This is a genomic window from Pseudonocardia asaccharolytica DSM 44247 = NBRC 16224 (assembly GCF_000423625.1).
In the GTDB taxonomy this organism is placed as follows: Bacteria; Actinomycetota; Actinomycetes; order Mycobacteriales; family Pseudonocardiaceae; genus Pseudonocardia; species Pseudonocardia asaccharolytica.
Genome location: NZ_AUII01000007.1, coordinates 105,525 through 126,918, shown reverse-complemented (window position 1 = coordinate 126,918; position 21,394 = coordinate 105,525). Strand labels below are relative to the sequence as shown.

Below are 21,394 nucleotides of genomic sequence, written 5' to 3'. Positions count from 1 at the left end.
GACTTTGCCAGCTTCCTCGATATACGCAACACTCGTGTTGTGAAAACAGTCGGGGATCGCGGCGTGGTCGAGGGGCGTGGACATGATATGCCCGCGTCCGCCGACGGCGGCACCCGTCTGGCCGTGGCTCGGCTCCTGCTGGAACAGGGTCCGGTGACGGCCGCGGAGATCGCCGCCGAACTGGAACTCTCCGCCGCCGCCGTGCGGCGCCACCTCGATGCGCTCATCGCCGACGGGGAGGCCCAGACGCGGGAGGCGTCGCGCCGGATTCCGCGTGGCCGGGGCCGCCCGGCCAGGCAGTATCTGCTCACCGACGCCGGCCGGGTCCGCTTCGGGCACGGCTACGACGACCTCGCGACCGCGGCACTGCGGTTCTTGGCCCAGCGGGCCGGAGCGGGCGCGATCAACGCGTTCGCCGAGAACCGGGTCGCCGAGCTGATCGGGCCGCAGGCGGCCGAGATCAGCGCGGCCGACACCCCCGACGCGCGCGCCGATGCCCTCGCCCGGGTACTCAGCGCGCGCGGATACGCTGCCCGGGCCCAGGCCCGGACAGGGCACGGCGTCCAGCTGTGCCAGCACCACTGTCCGGTGGCTCATGTCGCGGCCGAGTTCCCCGAGCTCTGCGAGGCCGAGACACGCGCGTTCGCCGAGCTGCTCGGCACGCATGTGCAGCGGCTGGCCACCATCGCGCGCGGTGACTCGATGTGCACCACGCACGTCCCGCTGGACAGTCCCGAGCTTCTCCGGCGGCTCAGGAAAGACCCAACCACCACAGCCCCCAGAGGGAGGCAGCTCGAATGACGACCGCTCCTGAAGCGAGCACCACGCTCACCCAGGAGGAGACGCTCGCGACGCTCGGCCGCTACGACTTCGGCTGGGCCGATCCGGACGCCGCCGGCGCCACCGCTCGACGCGGCCTGTCGGCCGACGTCGTCGCCGACATCTCCGCGCTGAAGAACGAACCGCAGTGGATGCTCGACTTCCGGCTCAAGGCGCTCAACCTGTTCGAACGCAAGCCGATGCCGCGGTGGGGCTCGGACCTGTCGGGGATCGACTTCGACAACATCAAGTACTTCGTGCGGTCCACGGAGAAGCAGGCCACGTCGTGGGACGAGCTGCCGGCGGACATCAAGAACACCTACGACAGACTGGGTATCCCGGAGGCCGAGAAGGCCCGCCTGGTCGCCGGTGTCGCCGCGCAGTACGAGTCCGAGGTCGTCTACCACCAGATCCGCGAGGACCTGGAGGCCCAGGGCGTCATCTTCCTCGACACCGACACCGGGCTGCGCGAGCACCCGGAGCTGTTCCGCGAGTACTTCGGCTCGGTCATCCCGAGCGGGGACAACAAGTTCTCGGCGCTGAACTCGGCGGTGTGGTCGGGCGGGTCGTTCATCTACGTGCCGCCGGGCGTACACGTCGACATCCCGCTGCAGGCCTACTTCCGGATCAACACCGAGAACATGGGCCAGTTCGAGCGCACCTTGATCATCGTTGACGAGGGTGCCTACGTGCACTACGTCGAGGGCTGCACCGCGCCGATCTACAAGTCCGACTCGCTGCACTCGGCCGTCGTCGAGATCATCGTGAAGAAGGGCGGCCGCTGCCGCTACACGACCATCCAGAACTGGTCGAACAACGTCTACAACCTGGTCACCAAGCGTGCCAAGGCCGAGGCGGGCGCGACCATGGAATGGGTCGACGGCAACCTCGGCTCCAAGGTCACGATGAAGTACCCGGCGGTGCTGCTGATGGGCGAGTACGCCAAGGGCGAGGTGCTCTCGATCGCCTTCGCGGGCGAGGGACAGCACCAGGACGCCGGCGCGAAGATGACGCACCTGGCGCCGAACACGTCGTCGACGATCATCTCCAAGTCGGTCGCCCGGGGCGGTGGCCGCACGTCCTACCGCGGCCTGGTCCGGGTCAACCCGAGAGCGCACAACTCGCGCTCGACGGTCAAGTGTGACGCCCTGCTGGTCGACACGATCAGCCGCAGCGACACCTACCCGTACGTGGATGTGCGCACCGACGACGTCTCGATGGGGCACGAGGCCACGGTCTCCAAGGTCAGCGACAACCAGCTCTTCTACCTGATGAGCCGCGGGCTGACCGAGGACGAGGCGATGGCGATGGTGGTGCGCGGGTTCGTCGAGCCGATCGCGCGTGAGCTGCCCATGGAGTACGCGCTGGAGCTGAACCGGCTGATCGAACTGCAGATGGAGGGTTCGGTCGGATGACCGAAGTCGCAGGACTCGCCCCCGAACTCGCGGGGGCGAAGGAGGGCCAGGGCCAGGTCCCGGTCGCGAGCGCGGGGGAGCGGTTCACCTCCTACGACGTCGAGGCCTTCGAGGTTCCCGGCGGGCGCGAGGAGAACTGGCGGTTCACCCCGCTCAAGCGGCTGCGCGGGCTCCACGACGGCACCGCCGCGCTCGACGGCGCCGCCGCGATCGAGGTCGGTGGCGCCGGCGGCACTGCCGATGCGCGTTCCGCTGACGCTCCACGCGGGGTCACCGTCGAGACCGTCGGCCGGGACGACACCCGGCTCGGTGACGGCGGCGTCCCGGCCGACCGGGTTGCGGCCGCGGCCTGGAGCGCGTTCCGCGAGGCGACCGTCGTGACCCTGGACGGCACCCCCGAGCCGGTGACGATCAGCGTCACCGGGCCGGGCGCCGGGGCCGACGCGGCCGTGCATCTGCAGCTGCGCACGACGGCGCACACGGAGGCCACCGTGGTGATCGAGTACCGCGGCTCGGGCACCGTGGCCGACAATGTCGAGGTCGTGCTCGGCGACGGCTCACGGCTGACCGTGGTCATCACCGAGGAATGGGCCGAGGACGCCGTGCACGTCGGCGCCCAGCACTTCTCGTTGGGCCGCGACGCCACGGTCAAGGCCACGTCGGTGCTGCTGGGCGGAGACCTGGTGCGGATCAGCCCGACGGTGTCCTACCGCGGCCCCGGTGGCGACGCCGAGCTGCTGGGCCTGGGCTACGCCGACGCCGGTCAGCATCTGGAGCAGCGGCTGTTCGTCGACCACGCGGTGCCCCACTGCCGGTCGAACGTGCTGCACAAGAACGCCCTGCAGGGTGCGGCGGGCCGCCCGGACGCCCACACCGTGTGGATCGGTGACGTGCTGATCCGCGCCGCGGCGGAGAACACCGAGACTTTCGAGTTCAACCGCAACCTCGTGCTCACCGAGCACGCCAGGGCCGACTCGGTGCCCAACCTCGAGATCGAGACCGGCGAGATCGCCGGCGCCGGCCACGCCAGCGCCACCGGCCGGTTCGACGACGAGCAGCTGTTCTACCTGTGCAGCCGCGGCATCCCGGAGGACGTGGCCCGCCGGCTGGTGGTCCGCGGGTTCTTCGGCGAGATCCTCAACGCGATCACGCTCCCCGAGCTGCGTGAGCGTCTCGAAGCGGCCATCGAGTCCGAGCTGGCGATCAGCGGCGTCTGATCTGCGCGCCCCCACCACAGACGACGGAGTTCTCACCTACATGTCCATCCTGGAGATCACAGATCTGCACGTCTCGGTGACCACCGACGACGGCCCGAAGGAGCTGCTGCACGGCGTCGACCTCACGGTCCGCGGCGGCGAAACCCACGCGATCATGGGCCCGAACGGCTCGGGCAAGTCCACACTCGCCTACGCGATCGCCGGGCATCCGCGCTACGAGGTCATCGCGGGCAGCGTCACGCTCGACGGCGCGGACGTCCTCGAGATGAGCGTCGACGAGCGGGCCCGCGCCGGTCTGTTCCTCGCCATGCAGTACCCGGTCGAGGTCCCCGGAGTCTCGATGGCGAACTTCCTGCGCAGCGCGGCCACCGCGGTGCGCGGCGAGGCGCCCAAGTTACGGACCTGGGTCAAGGAGGTCAAGACCGCGATGAGCGACCTCGACATCGACCCCGCGTTCGCCGACCGCAGCGTCAACGAGGGCTTCTCCGGCGGCGAGAAGAAACGCCACGAGGTGTTGCAGCTCTCGCTGCTCAAGCCGAAGATCGCCATCCTCGACGAGACCGACTCGGGCCTCGACGTCGACGCGCTGCGGGTCGTCTCCGACGGGGTCAACCGGTACAGGGCCGCCGGTGACGTGGGCGTCTTGCTGATCACGCACTACACGCGCATCCTCAAGCACATCACCCCGGATGTCGTGCACGTCTTCGCGGGCGGGCGGATCGTCGCGTCCGGTGGCGCCGACCTCGCGAACGAGCTGGAGGAGCACGGCTACGAGAAGTACGCCGCGACGGGGTCGGGAGCCGAGGTCGCGTCGTGACGACGGTGTCGGCCCCCCACGGCGCAGGCCTGAGCCGGATCGACACGACGAGGCTTCGCGCCGACTTCCCGATCCTGTCGCGGACGGTGCGCGGCGGGCGTCGGTTGGTGTACCTGGACTCGGGGGCCACCGCGCAGCGGCCCCGCCAGGTGCTCGATGCCGAGCGGCTGTTCCTGGAGCAGCACAACTCGGCCGTGCACCGCGGTGCCCACCAGCTGGCCGAGGAGGCGACCGACGCCTACGAGTCGGCCAGGGCCCGGATCGCCGCGTTCGTCGGGGCCGACCCCGGTGAGCTGGTGTTCACCAAGAACGCGACCGAGGGGATCAACCTCGTCGCGTACGCGATGGGCAACTCCTCGGTCCGGACCGGGCTCGGGCCGGAGACCGAGCGGTTCGCGGTCGGCCCCGGCGACGAGATCGTCATCACCGAGCTGGAGCATCACGCGAACCTGGTGCCGTGGCAGGAGCTGTGCCGGCGCACCGGCGCGATCCTGCGCTGGTACCCGGTCACCGACGAGGGCCGGATCGACCTGGACGCGCTGGTGCTCACCGACCGGACCAGGGTCGTCGCATTCGCCCACCAGTCGAATGTGCTCGGCTCGATCGCGCCGGTCGCCGAGCTGGTCCGCCGGGCCCGCGCCGTCGGCGCGTTCGTCGTGCTCGACGCCTGCCAGTCGGTGCCGCACATGCCGGTGCATCTGACCTCCCTCGACGTCGATTTCGCGGTGTTCTCGGGACATAAGATGCTCGGGCCCTCCGGGGTCGGCGTGCTCTACGGCAAGGCCGACCTGCTCGAGGCGATGCCACCGTTCCTGACGGGCGGATCGATGATCGAGCTGGTGCGGATGGAGAGTTCGACCTATGCCCCGCCGCCGCAGCGGTTCGAGGCGGGTGTGCCGATGACGTCGCAGGCCGTGGGGCTTGCAGCGGCGGTGGACTACCTCACCGAGATCGGCATGGAGCGGGTACACGCCCACGAGCTGGACCTGACCGGGGCCGCGCTCGACGGCCTGCGGGACATCCCCGGGGTGCGGATCATCGGTCCGGACTCGCTGGACGAGCGGGGTGGCGCGGTCGCGTTCGTGGTCGACGGGGTGCACGCACACGACGTCGGCCAGGTGCTCGACGACCGGGGGATCGCGGTGCGTGTGGGGCACCACTGCGCCTGGCCGCTGCACCGGCGGTTCGGCGTGGCCGCGACGGTGCGCGCCTCCTTCCACGTCTACAACACCGGGGACGAGGTCGCCGCGCTGGTCGAGGGCGTGCAGGCCGCGCGTGAGTTCTTCGGAGTCGCCTGACCATGCAGCTCGAGCAGATGTACCAGGAGATCATCCTGGACCACTACCGGTCACCCCATCGGGCGGGCCTGCGCGAACCGTTCGACGCCGAGTCCTACCAGATCAACCCGACCTGCGGTGACGAGGTGACCCTGCGGGTGAAGCTGGACGAGGCGGGGGAGAAGGTCGAGGACGTATCCTACGAGACGCTCGGCTGCTCGATCAGCCAGGCGTCGACGTCCGTGCTGACCGACCTGGTGGTGGGGCAGAGCGTCGCGGAATCGATGCGGGTGCTCGCTGCGTTCCAGCAGATGGCGCAGGGCCGCGGGACGGTCGAGCCCGACGAGGAGGTGCTCGGCGACGGCGTCGCGTTCGCGGGGGTCGCCAAGTACCCGGCCCGGGTGAAGTGTGCGCTGCTCGGATGGATGGCGTTCAAGGACGCCGTCGTCCGGGTCAGCGAGGGAAAGGAGACGGCATGAGCGAGACCAACACCGACGAGACCGTCGTCCGGGGCGCGGCCGGCCTGCCCGAGCCGCCTGCGCAACGAGCCGAGGATCCGTCGATCGAGGACCTCGAGGAGGCCATGCGCGATGTCGTCGATCCGGAGCTCGGCATCAACGTGGTCGACCTCGGCCTGGTCTACGGCGTCGCCGTGGAGTCCGGTACCGCGATCGTCGACATGACGCTCACCTCGGCGGCCTGCCCACTGACCGACGTCATCGAGGACCAGGCCCGCGCCGCGCTGACCCAGGGGCCGGGCGGTGGCCTGGTGGACGACGTGAAGATCAACTGGGTCTGGATGCCCCCCTGGGGCCCGGAGAAGATCACCGAGGACGGCCGGGAGCAGCTGCGCGCGCTCGGGTTCCGGGTCTGAGTGCCCTCGGGGTGAATCCCACCGAGTTCGACCTCAGGGTCCGGTGATCATGGCCTCCGAGCCCTCAGGTCGAACTCACCGATCGCCCGAACCGGCTGCCGGCGTGAACGCGGGGTAGCGGGTCAGCTAGCCGGTCGTTCCAGGGTGACCAGCAGCCCCTCCACACCGCCGGGCCCGATCCGGCCCTTCACCTCGGTGCTGGTGATCGCCTTGAGCTGCCATCCTTGGGCGGCCTCGTCGTTCAGGAGCTTCTCCAGCCGCTCCGCCGAGAGCTTCCCGCCGATCAGGCTCTCCCGTAGCTGGAGCACCCGGTACTGGAATCGCTGCGTCATTCGTCCAGACTGCCAGCGGGCGACGGGCGCGGTGCTCGCCGGCGACGAATTGACGTGACCGCCTATCCGGGATCCAGCGCGGGAGCCGGGGACAGGAACGCGGGCCCGACCAGCCGCCCGCGCAGCGCCCACCCGGACCGCCCGAACAGCGCGGCCATCGCCGCCACCATGCCCGCGAGGTCGTCCCGGCCGGTCAGATAGGCCCAGCGATGCCGAGCGCCGAGCCCGAAGAACACCTCGAAGAAGGCGGGCACCTCGTGGGGTGGCATCCGCAGCAGCGCCTCCAGCCCGCGGCGGCGCAGCATGTGCACGGCCCGCGCGGCGGGCGACCACACGACGGCGCGGGCCGCGGCCGGCGAGCGGGTGAGCGCGTCGGCGACCCGCGGCGCGAGGCACAGCGCGTCGGCGACGCTGAACCCGGTGCTGGGGTGCACGAGCGGGGCTGCCGCGCCGAAGGCGAGGACGCCGGGGTGGCGGTGCCGGGGGCGATCGACGGGGAAGCGCACCCGTTCGTCACTGGCCCGCACGGCGGCCACGATGCCGTGGCGGGCCAGCCTGGCCAGCAACCTGCGGCGCAGCACCGGGATCGGCAGCCCGGGCCGGCGGGCCAGCGAGGTCTCCTCGAGCAGCACCTCGCCGCCGCCGAGCGGCACTCCGTAGAGGAAGGTCGGCCAACCGGGCTCACCGTGGTCGCGGCGCCAGTCCATGAACGTCGCGGTGCCCGACGCGACGAGCGGCGCGGCGCGCTCGGCGGGCACGACCAGCCCGTAGGCGGTCTGTTCGGCCGCTCGGCGCGCGTCGCGGCCGGCGCCGGATTGCAGCGGCTGGCGGTGCCCACCGGCGTCGACGATGATCCGGGCCCGGGCGGGCCGTCCGTCGGCGAGGGTGACGGTGTGCGGCACCGGGACGCCGACGGCCCGGCCGGCGCGGACGCCGACCCCGTGGCGGTGCAGCTCGGCGTCCAGGTGTCCGCGCAGGGCGGGGACGTCGAGGACCGCATACTCCCAGCCCAGCCGGTGCTCACCGAGCGCGACGACCCGGCCGGGGGCCCTGGACGCGACGATCCGGTCGGGAAGTCCCGCCGGGAGCTCGTCGGACCAGGTGGCGTAGGTAGCCCGCCATGGCCGGTCGGGCGCGGGGTCGAGCAGGACGGTGCGCAGCCCGCGCGCCCCGCATGCCGCTGCGAGGGCCCGGCCGGCCGGACCGCCGCCGACCACCAGTACATCGTCCATGCTCACCCCACCCTGTGAGTGCGTAACAGTGTTCTAACACTGTTACGCACTCACAGCGGCGTTCACCTGCCGCTGGCCAGTGCGCCGCCGTCGACGGCGATGGTCTCGCCGGTCACCCAGCTCGCGGCCGGGGAGACCAGGAAGCCGACCACCGCGGCGACGTCCTCGGGAGTCCCGAGACGCTTCAGCGGATACGCCGCCGCCACGCCCGGTTCGTCGTGCTCGTAGAGCGCCGTCGCGAAGCGGGTCTTCACCACCACCGGGGCGACGGCGTTGACCCGGATCCCCGGGCCGAGCTCGGCGGCCAGCTCGGCCGTGAGCCGGATCAGCGCCGCCTTCGAGGCGCCGTACGCGCCGATCACCCGCTCCTTCTCCCCGCCTGCGGCCTCTCCGACGAGCCGGTCGACGGCGGCGGCGAGCTCCTCGGGCTTGCGCGCCGTGATCACCACCGAGGCGCCGCCGCGGAGGAGCTCGGCGGCGATCGCGTAGCCGATGCCCCGGCTGCCGCCGGTGACGAGTCCGGCCCGGTCACGCAGATCCGGGGAGGAGCCGGTGATGTCGGTCATGGCGCGACCCTACGTCGGGAAATCGGCTCGTGCCGGTCGGTAGTCTGGGGTGGTGATCCGGATCGGGTAACGCGGCTTCCCGTATCCCCTCTGTCTTCCATCCGGACCCCTGGAGCTTCTCTCGTGATCACCGCCACCGACCTTGAACTGCGTGCCGGGTCCCGGATCCTGCTGTCCGGGGCCACGCTGCGGGTGCAGCCGGGCGATCGGATCGGGCTGGTCGGGCGCAACGGCGCCGGCAAGACGACGTCGATGCGCGTGCTCGCCGGCGAGGGTGAGCCGTATGCGGGCTCGGTCGGCGCGACCGGGCCCGTCGGCTATCTGCCTCAGGACCCGCGCGAGGGCGACCTCTCGGTCGTGGCCAAGGACCGGGTGCTGTCGGCCCGCGGGCTGGACACGCTGCTGCGCAGGATGGAGAAGGCGCAGACGGCGATGGCCGAGCTCGTCGACGGCGCGGAGAATGCCAAGGCGGTGCGCGAGTACGGCCGCCTCGAGGAGCGCTTCGCGGCGCTCGGCGGGTACGCCGCCGAAAGCGAGGCGGCCCGGATCTGCACCCACCTCGGGCTGCCCGAGCGCGTCCTCACCCAGCCGATCGCGACGCTGTCCGGTGGGCAGCGTCGTCGCGTCGAGCTGGCCCGCATCCTGTTCGCCGCGTCGGACGGTGGCAGCCAGAGCGCCACGACGCTGCTGCTCGACGAGCCCACCAACCACCTCGACGCCGACTCGATCACCTGGCTGCGCTCGTTCCTGTCCGCGCACGAGGGCGGGCTCGTGGTGATCAGCCACGACACCGAGCTGCTCGCCGCCGTCGTCAACAAGGTCTGGTTCCTCGACGCGACCCGCAGCGAGGTCGACGTCTACAACATGGACTGGCGCCGGTACCTGGAGGCGCGGGCCACGGACGAGAAGCGTCGCCGCCGGGAGCGCGCCAACGCCGAGAAGAAGGCGGCGGCGCTGCACGCCCAGGCGGCCAAGATGGGGGCCAAGGCCACCAAGGCCGTCGCGGCGAAGAACATGGCCCGCCGGGCCGATCAGCTGCTGGCCGGGCTCGAACCGGAGCGCCAGGCCGACCGCGTTGCCCGGATCCGCTTCCCGGAACCGGCTTCGTGCGGGCGGATCCCGCTCACCGCCGAGGGGCTGAGCAAGGCCTTCGGCTCGCTGGAGGTGTTCAGCGGCGTGGATCTGGCCGTGGACCGCGGCGCGAAGGTCGTCGTGCTCGGGCTCAACGGCGCGGGCAAGACCACCCTGCTGCGGCTGCTGGCCGGCACCGAGACCCCCGACGCCGGGCAGGTGGTCTCCGGGCACGGCCTGCGCACCGGGTACTTCGCGCAGGAGCACGAGACGCTCGACCCCGAGGCCAGCGTCTGGGAGAACGTCCGGCACGCCGCGCCGGACACACCCGAGCAGCAGCTGCGCACCCTGCTGGGCACGTTCATGTTCTCCGGGGACCAGCTGCATCAGCCCGCCGGGACGCTGTCGGGTGGCGAGAAGACCCGGCTGGCACTGGCGGGGCTCGTCTCCAGCGCTGCCAACGTGCTGCTGCTCGACGAGCCGACGAACAACCTGGACCCGGCCAGCCGGGAGCAGGTACTGGAGGCGTTGCGCCGCTTCGCCGGTGCCGTCGTTCTGGTGACACACGATCCGGGCGCGGTCGAGGCGCTCGATCCGGACAAGGTCATCGTGCTGCCCGACGGCACCGAGGATCACTGGTCGGCGGAGTACCTGGAGCTGGTGCAGCTCGCGTGAGTCGGCGGAGGAGTTCGGGGGGACGCCGTGCCTCCGACGTCCCGGTGACACCGAGGTTGCCTAGTGCAGCCATGATCACCCGTCCGCGTGATCCATTCGGGCGAACCGTTCACCGATCATCGAGTGGATCTCCTGGCTCATGAGCCGTGGTTGGACGATCATTGCCGCACCGACGAGCCAACCGGCTTCCGGTCAACGAACTGCCGCGGTGGGGCAGAGGAGGTCAACCGACGTGGCCGACCTGAAGAAGGGCGCCCGGATCACTGGAGCCCAGCGGGACAAACTCGCCACAGACCTGAGGAAGAAGTACGAGAAGGGGGCCAGCATCCGGGCACTCGCCGAGCAGACCGGACGTTCCTACGGGTTCGTCCACCGGGTTCTGAGCGAGACCGGGGTGACGCTGCGCGGTCGTGGCGGTGCGACCCGCACCAAGAAGAAGTAGCAACCGCACCGGTTGAGCCCTGAGCCGTCCCTCCGGGGCGGCTCAGGGCCGCACGTGCCCGCAGCCGCGTCGCGCTGATCGCCGTCGGGGAACGTCGGAGGCGATGCGCGCCACCGAATCTCCGGCCGGGCGCCGATGATCACTGGCGTCCTCACGCCCGTCCGATCGCCCGAGCGGGAAGAGGGCGCCGCGTCCGGGCGTTGCCTCCAGTTTGCAACGTTGTAATTGCACCGGAGGCGCCGATGGATCACAGCTGGCAGTTGATGCGCGGAGTCGCTCGCGGCGCCGAGGCTCCGCGCAAGATCGCGAAGGGGACGCTCCGCCGGATCTGGGCGTTCGCCTACCCGCATCGGCGCGGGCTGCTCGCGTTCCTGCTGTTCACCGTGGGATCGGCGGTCATCGGCGTGCTGACCCCGATCCTCGCCGGAAGTGTCGTCAACGCCATCGTGTCCGGGGGGACGACCTCCGCCGCGGCCGCGACGATCATCGGGCTGGCCGGCGGGATCGCGGGCCTGGCGGTGCTGGACGCCGTGATCGGGCTGGTCTCACGCTGGTTCTCGGCGCGCATCGGCGAGGACCTCATCGTGGATCTCCGCCAGGCCGTGTTCACCCATGTCCAGACGATGCCGATCGCGTTCTTCACCCGCACCCGCACCGGAGCGCTGGTCAGCAGGCTGAACAACGACGTCATCGGCGCCCAGTCGGCCATCACCTCGACGCTGGCGAGTCTGCTCAGCAACGTCATCCAGCTCGCGCTCGCGCTCGCGGTCATGATCGGGCTGGCCTGGCAGGTCACGATCTTCGCACTGGTGCTGCTGCCGATCTTCGTGCTGCCGGCGCGACGGATGGGGCGCACCATCGCCGACCTGCGACGCGAGTCGGCGAACCTCAACGCCGCGATGAGCAACCAGATGACCGAGCGGTTCTCCGCACCCGGCGCGACGCTGGTGAAGCTCTTCGGCGACCCCGACGCGGAGGCGCGCGAGTTCGGTGCGCGCGCCCAGCGGGTCCGCGATATCGGGGTGCGCACCGCCATGGTCTCCCGGATCTTCGTCACCGCGCTGTCGCTGGTCTCCGCGCTGGCACAGGCGCTGGTGTACGGGCTCGGGGGCTGGCTGGCCGTCACCGGGCGCATCGCGCCCGGCACCGTCGTCACCCTCGCGCTGCTGCTCACCCGGCTCTACTCGCCGATGACGGCGCTGGCCAACGCCCGGGTCGACGTCATGAGCGCGCTGGTGGCGTTCGAGCGGGTCTTCGAGGTCCTCGACCTCAAGCCGATGATCACCGAGAAGCCGGACGCCCGGCAGCTGCCGGACGGGCCGGTCGGCGTGCGGCTGCGCGACGTGCACTTCGGCTACCCCAGTGCCGATCGGGTGTCACTGGCCTCGCTCGAAGAGGTGGCCGTGCTCGACAGCAGGCCCGGGGGAGCGGTGCTGCACGGCATCGACCTCGACGTCGGACCCGGCAGGCTGCTGGCGCTGGTCGGCTCGTCGGGGGCCGGGAAGTCGACGATCGCCTCGCTCGTACCGCGGCTCTACGACGTGGACTCCGGGGCGGTCGAGCTCGCCGGCGTCGACGTGCGCGACCTGTCGTTCGCCGCGCTGCGCGGCGCGGTCGGCGTCGTCACCCAGGACGGGCACCTGTTCCACGACACGATCGCGGCCAACCTGCGCTACGCCGCGCCGGAGGCCACCGACGACGAGCTGCGCGCGGCGATCGCCCGGGCCCGGCTGTCGGCCCTGGTCGACGAGCTGCCCGATGGGCTGGAGACTGTGGTGGGGGAGCGCGGCTACCGGCTCTCCGGCGGGGAGCGCCAGCGGCTGACCATCGCCCGGCTGCTGCTGGCCAAGCCGCGGGTGGTGATCCTCGACGAGGCCACGGCGCACCTGGACTCCGAGTCGGAGGCGGCTGTGCAGGCCGCGCTCGCGGAGGCCCTCGACGGGCGGACCGCGATCGTCATCGCCCACCGGCTCTCCACGATCCGGGCGGCCGACGAGATCGCCGTCGTCGAGGCGGGCCGGATCGTCGAGCGCGGTACCCACGCCGAGCTGCTGGACGCGGGTGGGCGCTACGCGCTGCTGTACCGCACGCAGTTCGCCGACCAGGCGGACGCCGACCGGGTGGCCTGAGACCGCAGTACGTCCTGGCTGGCTCCATAACGTACTGGGAAGCCAGGCGGTGGGACCGTCATGGAGCCATGACGCGCAGGACGCCCAGAACCCGCCCGGACCGGTGTGCGAGTTATGGCTCCATAACGTGGGGGGGAGCCGAACGCCGGACGGTCTGCTCGACGACGTCGAGGACGCCGGCCAGGTCGCCGGCGGGCAGGCCCATCGCCAGATGCGAGACCAGGCCCTCCAGCACCAGCTCCAGGTACTGGGCCAGCACCGGCACCGGAACGTCGTCGCGCAGCGCGCCCGCGGCGGCCTGCCGCTCCAGACGGTCGCGGGTGGCCGCGGTCAGCGCCGCCGAATGCGCCCGCCAGCGCTGCCGGAACTCCGGATCGGTGCGCAGCCGCCGGGAGACCTCGAGCCGGGTGCCGAGCCAGCTGCGATCGTCGCCGTCCTCGCCGGCCAGCAGTTCGCGCATCACCTGTACCAGGCCCTGATCGGCGACGATCTCGGCCATCCGCCGGGCGTCCTGCTCGGCCAGCGCCAGGAACAACGCCTCCTTGTCCCGGAAGTAGTGGAAGATCGCCCCGCGGGACAGTCCCGTGGTCTGCTCGAGCCTGCGGACCGTGGCGCCCTCGTATCCGTAACGGGCGAAGCAGGACCGCGCGCTGTCGAGAATCTGCTGGCGCCGTGCGGCGAGCTGATCGGTACTGACCCTGGGCACACCCGCAGTATCCCGTACGTACGGATTGTTGCGGCGCGCCGCGCTGCGACCGGCGCGGCGCGCGCCGGTGGTCACCCCGTGTTCCACACCCCGGAGGCCGCGGCGATCTCGACCGCACCGACGCCACCTCGCCGCGGCACACACGGAAGGTCGGCTCGACCCGCCGCTACCCGATCGGGGTAACAACACGGGATCCACTAGGCTGAATTGCCTAGTCCTCTCCTCTGGCATCGGCTGTTTTCCGGCGATCAGGCGAAGATCAGGGAGAGGGAGATAGCCGGATCGGGTGATCGGCGGTCCTGTCCCCGCTCGCGGTCGCCTGCGGCTGTCGGTCTCGACGAGTAGCGTTCCCGTACGTGATGCAGGAGGCGACGGGCGTCCAGCCGCCGACCGCAGCGAACGGAGTGGTGCCGACATGGGCGCCGCCTCCCGCCGCACCACCGACGATCACCGTGCTGCACAGTCGTGCCGAGGCGGAGGCCTACGTCGCGTCGGTGTGCTTCAAGCACGGACCTCCGCGGTTGGCCGGAGTCGAGCTGGAGTGGCTGGTGTACCCCGCCGCCGCTCCCTGGAAGCCTCCTGACGCGGCCACCCTCGCCGCCGCCCTCGGTCCGCACACCCCGAGCACCCTCCACCCCTGCTCCCCGGCCATCCCGTTGCCGAACGGCTCGGTCGTCACGGTCGAGCCCGGCGGGCAGGTCGAGCTGGCAAGCCCCCCACTGGCCGGCCTGAGTGCCCTCGACCGCACCGTCAAGGCCGACGTCGCCGAGTTGCATCGTCGCCTCGCCGCCCACGGCCTGCACATCGAGCCCCGCGCGTCGGACCCGATCCGTCCCCCCACCCGGATTCTCGACCTCCCGCGCTATCGCGCGATGGAGCGGGCCTTCGACCGCATCGGTCCGCACGGGCGCAGCGGAATGTGCTCCACCGCGGCGGTGCAGGTCTGCCTGGACGCCGGTGAGGCCGCCGAGATCGCGCACCGCTGGGACACCCTGCATGCGCTCGGTCCGGTGCTGCTGGCCGCGTTCGCCAACTCGCCGCTGCTGCACGGCAGGCGCACCGGCTGGAAGTCCTCCCGGATGGCCTGCTGGCTTGCGGCCGACCCGGGCCGCACCGCTCCGCCGCCACCGCGTACCGGCGACCCGGCCACCGCCTGGGCCGAGCGCGTGCTGCAGACCCCGCTGTTGTGCGTGCGCCGGTCCACCGGCTCCTGGGAGGTGCCGGACCGGGTCACCTTCGCCGACTGGATCGGCGGCGCGCTGTCCACCCGACCCACCACGGCCGACCTGGACTATCACGTGTCCACGCTGTTTCCGCCGGTCCGGCCGCGCGGGCATCTCGAGGTGCGCTACGTGGACGGGCAGCCGGGCCGGCACTGGATGCTGCCGATCGCGATGCTCGTCGCGCTGCTGTCCGACCCGGTCGTCACCGACAAGGCGCTGGAACTGAGTGAACCCGCGCAGGGCCGGTGGACCTCCGCAGCCCGGCACGGTCTGGACGACCGGGTGCTGGCCGGCGCCGCGGTCGGCGTCTTCGAGCTCGCGTGCACCGCGCTGCGGGCGCTGGGCGGGCCACCCGAGTATCTCGCCGAGCTGGAGGACGTCACCGAGCGCCGGGTGCGCCGGGGCCGATGTCCAGCCGACGAGGCGGTGCCGGGAGAGACCGGCGTGGACCGCGAACCCGCCCCCGCCGGGCCGCCGTTCGCCCTCCGCGACGGGCCCGCCGGGCCGCAACGGCTGCCCGACCACCCCGACGAACCCGACAGCCCGGAGGGAGCCCGATGGTGAGCGGAAGCCACCCCGCACCGCTGCCCGAGCGCAGCGCCGAGGAACTCCGCACGCAGGTCGCCGAGCTGCTGGCGCGCTCCCGCGCCCGCAGCATCGCGCTCACCGAGACCGTCGACGAGGCCGATCTCGTCGCCCAGCACTCGCCGCTGATGTCACCGTTGGTCTGGGACCTCGCGCACGTCGGCAGCCAGGAGGAGCTCTGGCTGGTCCGCGACGTCGGCGGCCGCACACCGCTGCGCCCGGAGATCGACGGGCTCTACGATGCCTTCCAGCACTCCCGCGCCAGCCGGGTCGATCTTCCGCTGCTGACCCCGGCGGAGACCCACGCCTATATCGGACAGGTCCGGGAGAAGGCCCTCGACACGTTGGAACGCAGCCCGCTCACCGGGCGCAGGCTCGTCGAGAACGGGTTCGCGTTCGGCATGATCGTGCAGCACGAACAACAGCACGACGAGACGATGCTCGCCACCCACCAGCTGCGGACCGGCGCCCCGGTGCTGCACGCCGAACCCCCGCCCGCGGCCGCACGGGTCCGCGGACCTCGTGAGGTCCTCATCCCGGCCGGTCGGTTCCTGCAGGGCACCTCGACGGAGCCATGGGCCCTGGACAACGAACGCCCGGCCCATCCCGTCGACCTGCCGGCCTTCGTGATCGACACCTATCCCGTCACGAACGGCGAATACGCCGCGTTCATCGACGACGGTGGCTACGACGAGCCACGCTGGTGGTCCGAGGCCGGATGGCGCCATCGCACCGAGGCCGGTCTGGTCGCGCCGGAGTTCTGGGAGCGCGACGTCGATGGCACGTGGTGGCGGCGCCGGTTCGGGGTGTTCGAACCGGTCCCGTCCGGTGAGCCGGTGGTGCATGTGTGCTTCCACGAGGCGACCGCCTATGCGGCGTGGGCGGGGAAGCGGCTGCCCACCGAGCCGGAGTGGGAGAAGGCCGCCCGGCACGACCCGGCGACGGGCCGATCCCGGCGCTACCCCTGGGGCGATACGGACCCGACATCCGCGCAGGCCAACCTCGGCCAGCGGCACCTGCAACCGGCGCCCGTGGGCGCCTACCCCGCGGGCGCCTCGCCCTACGGGGTGCAGCAGCTGATCGGTGACGTCTGGGAGTGGTGCGACTCGGGCTGGTGTCCCTACCCCGGCTTCGAGGCGTTCCCCTACCGGGAGTACTCGCAGGTGTTCTTCGGCGGCGACTACAAGGTTCTGCGCGGCGGGTCGTTCGGCACCGACCCCTCGGCGATCCGCGGCACGTTCCGCAACTGGGACCACCCGATCCGCCGGCAGATCTTCGCCGGGTTCCGGTGCGCGCGGGACGCGAGCCCGCACGAGACCCGCGCGGTCATCGCGGGCGAGCGGTAACGCCGAGTGTGCCGCCACCTGGCGTACCTCGGTCCGCCGACGACGCCGTGCGCGCTGCTGCTCGCTCCCCCGCACGGGCTGCTGCACCAGTCCTACGCCCCGGCCGATATGCGCGGCGGGGGCACCGTCAACGCCGACGGATTCGGGGCCGGCTGGTATGTGCCCCCGTCGGCGGGCGACGGTGATCGGGCGGGGCTCGAGCCGGTCCGCTACCGCAGCGACCGGCCGCTGTGGTCGGACACCTCGTTCCACACGCTCGCCGCCGCCACCGCCACCTCGGCGGTGCTCGCGGCGGTGCGCTCGGCGACGCCGGGGATGCCCGTGGTCAGCACCGCGGCCGCCCCGTTCGCCGAGGGACGCTGGCTGTTCAGCCACAACGGGGTGGTGCGCGGCTGGCCGGGCAGCGTCGCCGCGCTCGCGTCCGGACTGCCGGTGACCGACCTGCTGACCCTCGACGCGCCCACCGATTCCGCCCTGCTGTGGGCGCTGGTGCGGCACCGGCTGCGCGGGGGCGAGGATCCGGGCACGGCGCTCGCCGACGTCGTCGTCGCGGTCGAGGCGGCGGCCCCGGGATCGCGGCTGAACCTGCTGCTCACCGACGGCTCGACGATCTGGGCCACGGTGTGGGGCCACGCGCTGTCCCTGCGCACGACACCGGATTCGATCACCGTCGCCTCCGAACCGCTCGATCCGTCGCCCGGATGGACCGCGGTGCCCGACCGGCACCTGGTCGTGGCACTCCCCGGACGACACCGCCTCGTCGCGCTCACGGTCCCGCGATCCCTGCCGTCCCCGCCGTCCCCGCAGTCCCCGCACCCACAGGGAGTCCGATGAGTTCCGTGTTGCTCGACGTCCACCTGACCGAGTCCGCCGCCGAGACCGCCCTGCGGGCCGACGCCCGCGCCGGCCTCATGGCCGAACCCAAACAGCTGCCGCCCAAGTGGTTCTACGACGGGCGGGGCAGCGAGCTCTTCGAGAAGATCACCGAGCTGCCGGAGTACTACCCGACCCGGACCGAGCGGGCACTGCTGCGGGCCAGCGTGGACGATATCGCCGCCGCCTCCGGCGCGGACACCGTCGTCGAGCTGGGCTCCGGATCGTCGGCCAAGACCCGGCTGCTGCTCGACGCGTTCACCCGTGCCGGCACCCTGCGCCGGTACGTGCCGCAGGACGTCAGCGAGCCCGCGCTCCGGCTCGCGCTGCACGCGCTGGCCGACGAGTACGCCGGCCTGGAGCTGCACGGCGTGGTCGGCGACTTCACCCGCGACCTGAGCGGGCTGCCCCGCGGCGGCCGTCGGATGATCGCCTTCCTCGGCGGGACGGTCGGGAACCTGCTGCCCGCGGAACGCGCCGCGTTCCTCACGCATGTCCGCTCGGTCCTCGAACCCGGCGAGCAGTTGCTGCTGGGTACCGGACTCGTCATCGATCCGGCGATCGTCGTTCCCGCCTACGACGACGCCGCCGGGGTCACCGCGGAGTTCAACCGCAACGTGCTGCACGTGCTCAACCGCGAGCTCGGCGCCGACTTCGATCCGGAGGCCTTCGCCCACGTCGCGGCGTGGGACGCCGAGAACGAGTGGATCGAGATGCGGTTGCGTGCCGAACGGGACATGACCGTCACCATCGCCGCGCTCGACCTGGTCGTGCGGTTCGCGGCCGGGGAGGAGATGCGCACCGAGATCTCGGCGAAGTTCCGGCGCGACGGGGTGGGCGCAATGCTCACCGACGCCGGGTTCGAGCCCAGCCGCTGGTGGGCCGATCCGCAGGACCGCTTCGGCCTGAGCCTGGCCACCGCCCGCTGACCGAGGCCCCGCGCCGACCCGGCCCACGATGACGCTGGTGTTCTGTTGCCGAGTTCCGGGCTCCACAGCGCGAGCCACGACTCCGCATCCGCCGGCTCCGGCGGGCGGGCGGTGAGGGCTCGGTCGTGCGGGGGCACGCGGTGGTGGGCGGCGGCGAGTAACGCGGTCTTGCCCACCCCGGGCTCGCCGACGACAGCGACCGCCCGGTCGTCGGCCAGCGCGGCCTCGACGTCGGCGAGCCCGGCCTGCCAGCCCACGGACAGCTCGGGCAGGGGCACCTCGTCCTCGGAATGCGGGAGCCGGACCCGGAACATCTCCCCGCGAGACACCGGACGGGCGTCCGGCCACGACCGCGGGCCAGCATGAGGGCGGCCGTGCTCCCCGCCGCCGTCTGCGCCAGCGCCAGCAGGAGGTTGGCCGACTGCTGGGCCCAGGTGGTCAGGTTGACGCTGCCGACGAGCTCTCCGGTCACCGGATCCGTCACCGGAACGGCGGCGCAGGTGTAGCCCCACAGCGCCGTGCAGTAGTGCTCGTCCGCTCTGACCAGCGACGGAGCACGGTCGGCGAGGGCGAGGCCGAGCCCGGTCGCTCCCGTATCGCGCTCGGCGTAGCTGAACCCCGGCGCGAGATACACGTCGGCGAGCGCCCGCAGCAGCGAGCGCTCGCCGCAGGTGCGGCTGAGCACCAGACCCTCGCTGTCGGTGAGCCGCGGGCGATCGTCGTGGCTCCCGGCGCGCCTCGTGACATCGCGATCTGCTCCCGTCCCGAGAGCCGGGCCCGCTCGCTCATCCTCCAGACCTCCGTCGCACGCCTCGTTGCGTTCTCCCTGCTGATGTGACTGTGACACAGGCAACGCCGAACACGCGGGGCCGGGAGTCTCAGACTGAGACATCTCGCGTCAGGAGACGACCTCCGGCGTGCGGCGCCAGGGCGGACCTGGCCGGTGGGCCTCCGTGGGCAGTACCGCTAGCCTGCCCCCATGACCGACTGGCGCACCGACGGCGTCCGCGTCATCCCCGGTGACGCGCTCGACACCAACACCCCGCAGACCCCCGGGATGAACCGCGCGGCGGCGATCACCTACGACCGGGCCGGCGCCCAGAAGCTGTGGGCGGGCACCGTCACGATCCACCCGGGGGCGCGGACCGGCGCGCACCATCACGGCGAGCTGGAGAGCGTGATCTACGTGGTCCGTGGGCGGGCCCGGATGCGCTGGGGCGAGCGGCTGGAGTTCACCGCCGAGGCCGGGCCCGGCGGGTTCATCTTCGTGCCGCCCTATGTCCCGCATCAGGAGATCAACGCTCTGGACGACGAGCCGCTGGAATGCGTGCTGACCCGCAGCGGCCGCGACCCGATCGTGGTCAACCTCGACATCGAGGGGATCGCCGATCCCGAGCATGTGCCGTGGATCGACCCCATCCATCCGCCTGCGGGCTGAGCACGAACTCGAACTCGAGCGGACCGAGCTCGTACGCGCCGCCCCGCAGCGGCGGACCCAGTGTGCGGAGCAACGCGACCGAACCGGTGTTGGTGGGCTGCACCGTCGCGGTGATCTGTCAGCTCGCCCAGGCGCCGCGGGCGTGGCGCACCAGCTGGGTTCCGATCCCGCGGCGCTGCCACTCGTCGGCGACGAGAAGGGTGATCTCGGCCCGGCGAGGTTCGTGCCAGAACGCGGTGAGCAACCCCACGGGCCTCGACACTCGCCAGCAGCGCCTCGCCCCGGCGTCCGGGAGCAGGAAACGCAGGTAGCCCATCGAGGACGCGCGCCGCATCGATCCCCGGGAGGAAGAACCACCGGCTCAGCGACTCCGGCGAACACGCGCCGACCAGCTCAGCGACGGCGGTGCGAACCGCGCTGTTCTTCGGGTTCGCCTCGGGAATGGTGGAACGGGCCCTGCCCCGGGCCTGCGAGCTGGCCGATCCGGACCGGGTGGCGGCGGCGTGGGCCAAGGTGGCCGGGACCGTTCGCGGCCGAGGCTCAACGCCGCGGCGCTGGCCAGGGCCGTCGCGGCGGAGGGGCGCCGGCACTGCTCGAGCGCACCGGCCAGCCGCGGGTGCCCGGCGAGCAACCCGCCGTCGACCGGCTCGAGGAACGGCTGCTGCCGTGACGTCCGCGGTCACGACAGCGGCTCTGCTGGGATCGGCAGGGCTCAGGTCAGCAGGGCCTTCGCGAGCAGCCCCAGCGCGCTGAGCACCGCCAGCGCGACGACGGCGGGCCGCGTCCAGCCGCGGTCGAGGACGTGCCGGACCGGGTTGGACAGCAGGAACCCGCCGACCATGAACGGCAGCATCAGCGCGCCGTCGAGCAGCCCGGCGACGTGGACCTGCCCGGCCGCCCCGAGGAACAGCAGGGACAGCACGGCACCGAGGGCGAAGTAGGCGCCCAGCGTGGACCGCACCCGCGGGCCGGTCTCGTGCTGGTAGACCAGCGCGATCGGCGGTCCGCCGATCGACGACGCCGTCCCCGACGCCCCGCTCACCAGCCCGGCCGCCAGCAGGATGGGTGCCGTGGGCCGCAGCCGGCAGCGCAGCACCGACATCCCGGCGCAGGTCAGCACGGTCAGCGCCACCAGGATCGAGAACTCGCGGTCCGGCAGCAGCGTCACGGCGAGCGTCCCGAGCGCCGCGCCCGGGACGCGGCCGATCATCGCCAAGGCCACGCCGCGCCAGTCGGTGGCCCGGAACTCGCGGGCCAGGGTCAGCAGCGCGTGCGCCGCGGCGAGCAGGAGCACCGGGACCGGGACCAGCGCCGGGTTGAGGATCGCCAGCAGCGGTGCCGCGACCAGCGCGATCCCGAACCCGACCGTGCCCTGCACCAGGGCGCCGAAGGCCACGATGAGCCCGGCGGCAACGACCTCCACCCGAC

General features: G+C 72.1%; 21 protein-coding genes. 15 read left to right on the top strand and 6 right to left on the bottom strand.

The features are described 5' to 3' along the window. Positions 1–87 precede the first annotated feature (87 nt). From G567_RS28085 to G567_RS0110700, 7 genes are read left to right on the top strand one after another with little or no spacing between them, the layout of a single operon-like run. On the top strand, positions 88–801 hold the full coding sequence (locus tag G567_RS28085; RefSeq protein WP_051232751.1) for a helix-turn-helix transcriptional regulator: 714 nt from the start codon (positions 88–90) through the stop codon (positions 799–801). After that, the gene (gene sufB / locus G567_RS0110725) at positions 798–2,234 is read left to right on the top strand and encodes a Fe-S cluster assembly protein SufB (protein WP_028929988.1); all 1,437 of its coding nucleotides are present in this window, start codon (positions 798–800) and stop codon (positions 2,232–2,234) included. The genes G567_RS28085 and sufB overlap by 4 nt, the downstream gene beginning before the upstream one ends. Next, positions 2,231–3,451 carry a Fe-S cluster assembly protein SufD gene (gene sufD, locus G567_RS28080; protein WP_037056741.1) on the top strand — a complete coding sequence of 407 codons (1,221 nt, stop codon included), beginning with the start codon at positions 2,231–2,233 and terminating at the stop codon, positions 3,449–3,451. The genes sufB and sufD overlap by 4 nt, the downstream gene beginning before the upstream one ends. Positions 3,452–3,491: 40 nt before the next feature. Then, positions 3,492–4,268 carry a Fe-S cluster assembly ATPase SufC gene (gene sufC, locus G567_RS0110715; RefSeq protein ID WP_028929987.1) on the top strand — a complete coding sequence of 259 codons (777 nt, stop codon included), beginning with the start codon at positions 3,492–3,494 and terminating at the stop codon, positions 4,266–4,268. After that, a complete protein-coding gene (locus G567_RS0110710) occupies positions 4,265–5,566 on the top strand; it encodes a cysteine desulfurase (protein WP_051232749.1) in 1,302 nt (433 codons plus the stop codon). The genes sufC and G567_RS0110710 overlap by 4 nt, the downstream gene beginning before the upstream one ends. A gap of 2 nt (positions 5,567–5,568) precedes the next feature. Next, positions 5,569–6,024 carry a Fe-S cluster assembly sulfur transfer protein SufU gene (gene sufU, locus G567_RS0110705; protein ID WP_028929985.1) on the top strand — a complete coding sequence of 152 codons (456 nt, stop codon included), beginning with the start codon at positions 5,569–5,571 and terminating at the stop codon, positions 6,022–6,024. Continuing rightward, on the top strand, positions 6,021–6,419 hold the full coding sequence (locus G567_RS0110700) for a metal-sulfur cluster assembly factor (RefSeq protein WP_028929984.1): 399 nt from the start codon (positions 6,021–6,023) through the stop codon (positions 6,417–6,419). Before sufU ends, G567_RS0110700 begins: the two co-directional genes overlap by 4 nt. A 122-nt stretch (positions 6,420–6,541) precedes the next feature. On the opposite strand, the gene G567_RS0110695 is transcribed toward G567_RS0110700, so the two are convergent. The 3 genes from G567_RS0110695 to G567_RS0110685 form a co-directional block, all read right to left on the bottom strand. Next, a complete protein-coding gene (locus tag G567_RS0110695; RefSeq protein ID WP_028929983.1) occupies positions 6,542–6,751 on the bottom strand; it encodes a DUF4177 domain-containing protein in 210 nt (69 codons plus the stop codon). Between the two features lie 62 nt (positions 6,752–6,813). Further along, complete coding sequence (locus G567_RS28075; RefSeq protein WP_037056740.1) at positions 6,814–7,983, bottom strand: lycopene cyclase family protein; 1,170 nt, start codon at positions 7,981–7,983, stop codon at positions 6,814–6,816. A 62-nt stretch (positions 7,984–8,045) separates the two neighbouring features. Beyond that, a complete protein-coding gene (locus G567_RS0110685; RefSeq protein ID WP_028929982.1) occupies positions 8,046–8,549 on the bottom strand; it encodes an SDR family oxidoreductase in 504 nt (167 codons plus the stop codon). Between the two features lie 123 nt (positions 8,550–8,672). Here G567_RS0110685 and G567_RS0110680 point away from each other — a divergent pair, with 123 nt between their 5' ends. From G567_RS0110680 to G567_RS0110665, 3 genes are all read left to right on the top strand, one after another. Further along, positions 8,673–10,295 (top strand): ABC-F family ATP-binding cassette domain-containing protein, encoded by a 1,623-nt coding sequence (locus G567_RS0110680; RefSeq protein ID WP_028929981.1) that lies wholly within the window; start codon positions 8,673–8,675, stop codon positions 10,293–10,295. 232 nt (positions 10,296–10,527) lie between these two features. Then, entirely contained in the window at positions 10,528–10,737 is a 210-nt protein-coding gene (locus G567_RS0110670) for a helix-turn-helix domain-containing protein (RefSeq protein WP_028929980.1), read from the top strand. A gap of 242 nt (positions 10,738–10,979) precedes the next feature. Further along, positions 10,980–12,866 carry an ABC transporter ATP-binding protein gene (locus G567_RS0110665; protein ID WP_028929979.1) on the top strand — a complete coding sequence of 629 codons (1,887 nt, stop codon included), beginning with the start codon at positions 10,980–10,982 and terminating at the stop codon, positions 12,864–12,866. Between the two features lie 112 nt (positions 12,867–12,978). Here the strand turns inward: G567_RS0110665 and G567_RS0110660 are convergent, their stop codons facing one another. Beyond that, positions 12,979–13,572: a TetR/AcrR family transcriptional regulator gene (locus tag G567_RS0110660; RefSeq protein WP_028929978.1), complete on the bottom strand. Its 594-nt coding sequence runs from the start codon at positions 13,570–13,572 to the stop codon at positions 12,979–12,981. A gap of 359 nt (positions 13,573–13,931) precedes the next feature. On the opposite strand from G567_RS0110660, the gene egtA reads away from it, so the two are divergent. From egtA to G567_RS0110625, 5 genes are all read left to right on the top strand, one after another. Next, complete coding sequence (egtA, locus tag G567_RS28070; protein ID WP_084796051.1) at positions 13,932–15,359, top strand: ergothioneine biosynthesis glutamate--cysteine ligase EgtA; 1,428 nt, start codon at positions 13,932–13,934, stop codon at positions 15,357–15,359. Further along, the gene (egtB, locus tag G567_RS0110650; RefSeq protein WP_037056739.1) at positions 15,353–16,726 is read left to right on the top strand and encodes an ergothioneine biosynthesis protein EgtB; all 1,374 of its coding nucleotides are present in this window, start codon (positions 15,353–15,355) and stop codon (positions 16,724–16,726) included. The genes egtA and egtB overlap by 7 nt, the downstream gene beginning before the upstream one ends. 6 nt (positions 16,727–16,732) lie before the next feature. After that, entirely contained in the window at positions 16,733–17,560 is an 828-nt protein-coding gene (gene egtC, locus G567_RS28065) for an ergothioneine biosynthesis protein EgtC (protein WP_051232747.1), read from the top strand. Beyond that, a complete protein-coding gene (gene egtD, locus G567_RS0110640) occupies positions 17,557–18,528 on the top strand; it encodes an L-histidine N(alpha)-methyltransferase (RefSeq protein WP_028929976.1) in 972 nt (323 codons plus the stop codon). The genes egtC and egtD overlap by 4 nt, the downstream gene beginning before the upstream one ends. A gap of 979 nt (positions 18,529–19,507) precedes the next feature. Beyond that, complete coding sequence (locus tag G567_RS0110625; protein ID WP_028929974.1) at positions 19,508–19,966, top strand: cupin domain-containing protein; 459 nt, start codon at positions 19,508–19,510, stop codon at positions 19,964–19,966. A 118-nt stretch (positions 19,967–20,084) separates the two neighbouring features. Here the strand turns inward: G567_RS0110625 and G567_RS34125 are convergent, their stop codons facing one another. Beyond that, the gene (locus tag G567_RS34125) at positions 20,085–20,300 is read right to left on the bottom strand and encodes a GNAT family N-acetyltransferase (RefSeq protein ID WP_147200902.1); all 216 of its coding nucleotides are present in this window, start codon (positions 20,298–20,300) and stop codon (positions 20,085–20,087) included. A 378-nt stretch (positions 20,301–20,678) separates the two neighbouring features. Beyond that, positions 20,679–21,389 (bottom strand): sulfite exporter TauE/SafE family protein, encoded by a 711-nt coding sequence (locus tag G567_RS0110615; RefSeq protein WP_028929973.1) that lies wholly within the window; start codon positions 21,387–21,389, stop codon positions 20,679–20,681. Between the last annotated feature and the right edge of the window lie 5 nt (positions 21,390–21,394).

Coding starts and splice junctions, on each gene's coding strand:
- G567_RS28085 (WP_051232751.1), top strand. CDS start 88: ATGCCCGCGTCCGCCGACGGCGGCACCCGTCTGGCCGTGGCTCGGCTC.
- sufB (WP_028929988.1), top strand. CDS start 798: ATGACGACCGCTCCTGAAGCGAGCACCACGCTCACCCAGGAGGAGACG.
- sufD (WP_037056741.1), top strand. CDS start 2,231: ATGACCGAAGTCGCAGGACTCGCCCCCGAACTCGCGGGGGCGAAGGAG.
- sufC (WP_028929987.1), top strand. CDS start 3,492: ATGTCCATCCTGGAGATCACAGATCTGCACGTCTCGGTGACCACCGAC.
- sufU (WP_028929985.1), top strand. CDS start 5,569: ATGCAGCTCGAGCAGATGTACCAGGAGATCATCCTGGACCACTACCGG.
- G567_RS0110700 (WP_028929984.1), top strand. CDS start 6,021: ATGAGCGAGACCAACACCGACGAGACCGTCGTCCGGGGCGCGGCCGGC.
- G567_RS0110695 (WP_028929983.1), bottom strand. CDS start 6,751: ATGACGCAGCGATTCCAGTACCGGGTGCTCCAGCTACGGGAGAGCCTG.
- G567_RS28075 (WP_037056740.1), bottom strand. CDS start 7,983: ATGGACGATGTACTGGTGGTCGGCGGCGGTCCGGCCGGCCGGGCCCTC.
- G567_RS0110685 (WP_028929982.1), bottom strand. CDS start 8,549: ATGACCGACATCACCGGCTCCTCCCCGGATCTGCGTGACCGGGCCGGA.
- G567_RS0110665 (WP_028929979.1), top strand. CDS start 10,980: ATGGATCACAGCTGGCAGTTGATGCGCGGAGTCGCTCGCGGCGCCGAG.
- egtA (WP_084796051.1), top strand. CDS start 13,932: ATGCAGGAGGCGACGGGCGTCCAGCCGCCGACCGCAGCGAACGGAGTG.
- egtB (WP_037056739.1), top strand. CDS start 15,353: ATGGTGAGCGGAAGCCACCCCGCACCGCTGCCCGAGCGCAGCGCCGAG.
- egtD (WP_028929976.1), top strand. CDS start 17,557: ATGAGTTCCGTGTTGCTCGACGTCCACCTGACCGAGTCCGCCGCCGAG.
- G567_RS0110625 (WP_028929974.1), top strand. CDS start 19,508: ATGACCGACTGGCGCACCGACGGCGTCCGCGTCATCCCCGGTGACGCG.
- G567_RS34125 (WP_147200902.1), bottom strand. CDS start 20,300: ATGCGGCGCGCGTCCTCGATGGGCTACCTGCGTTTCCTGCTCCCGGAC.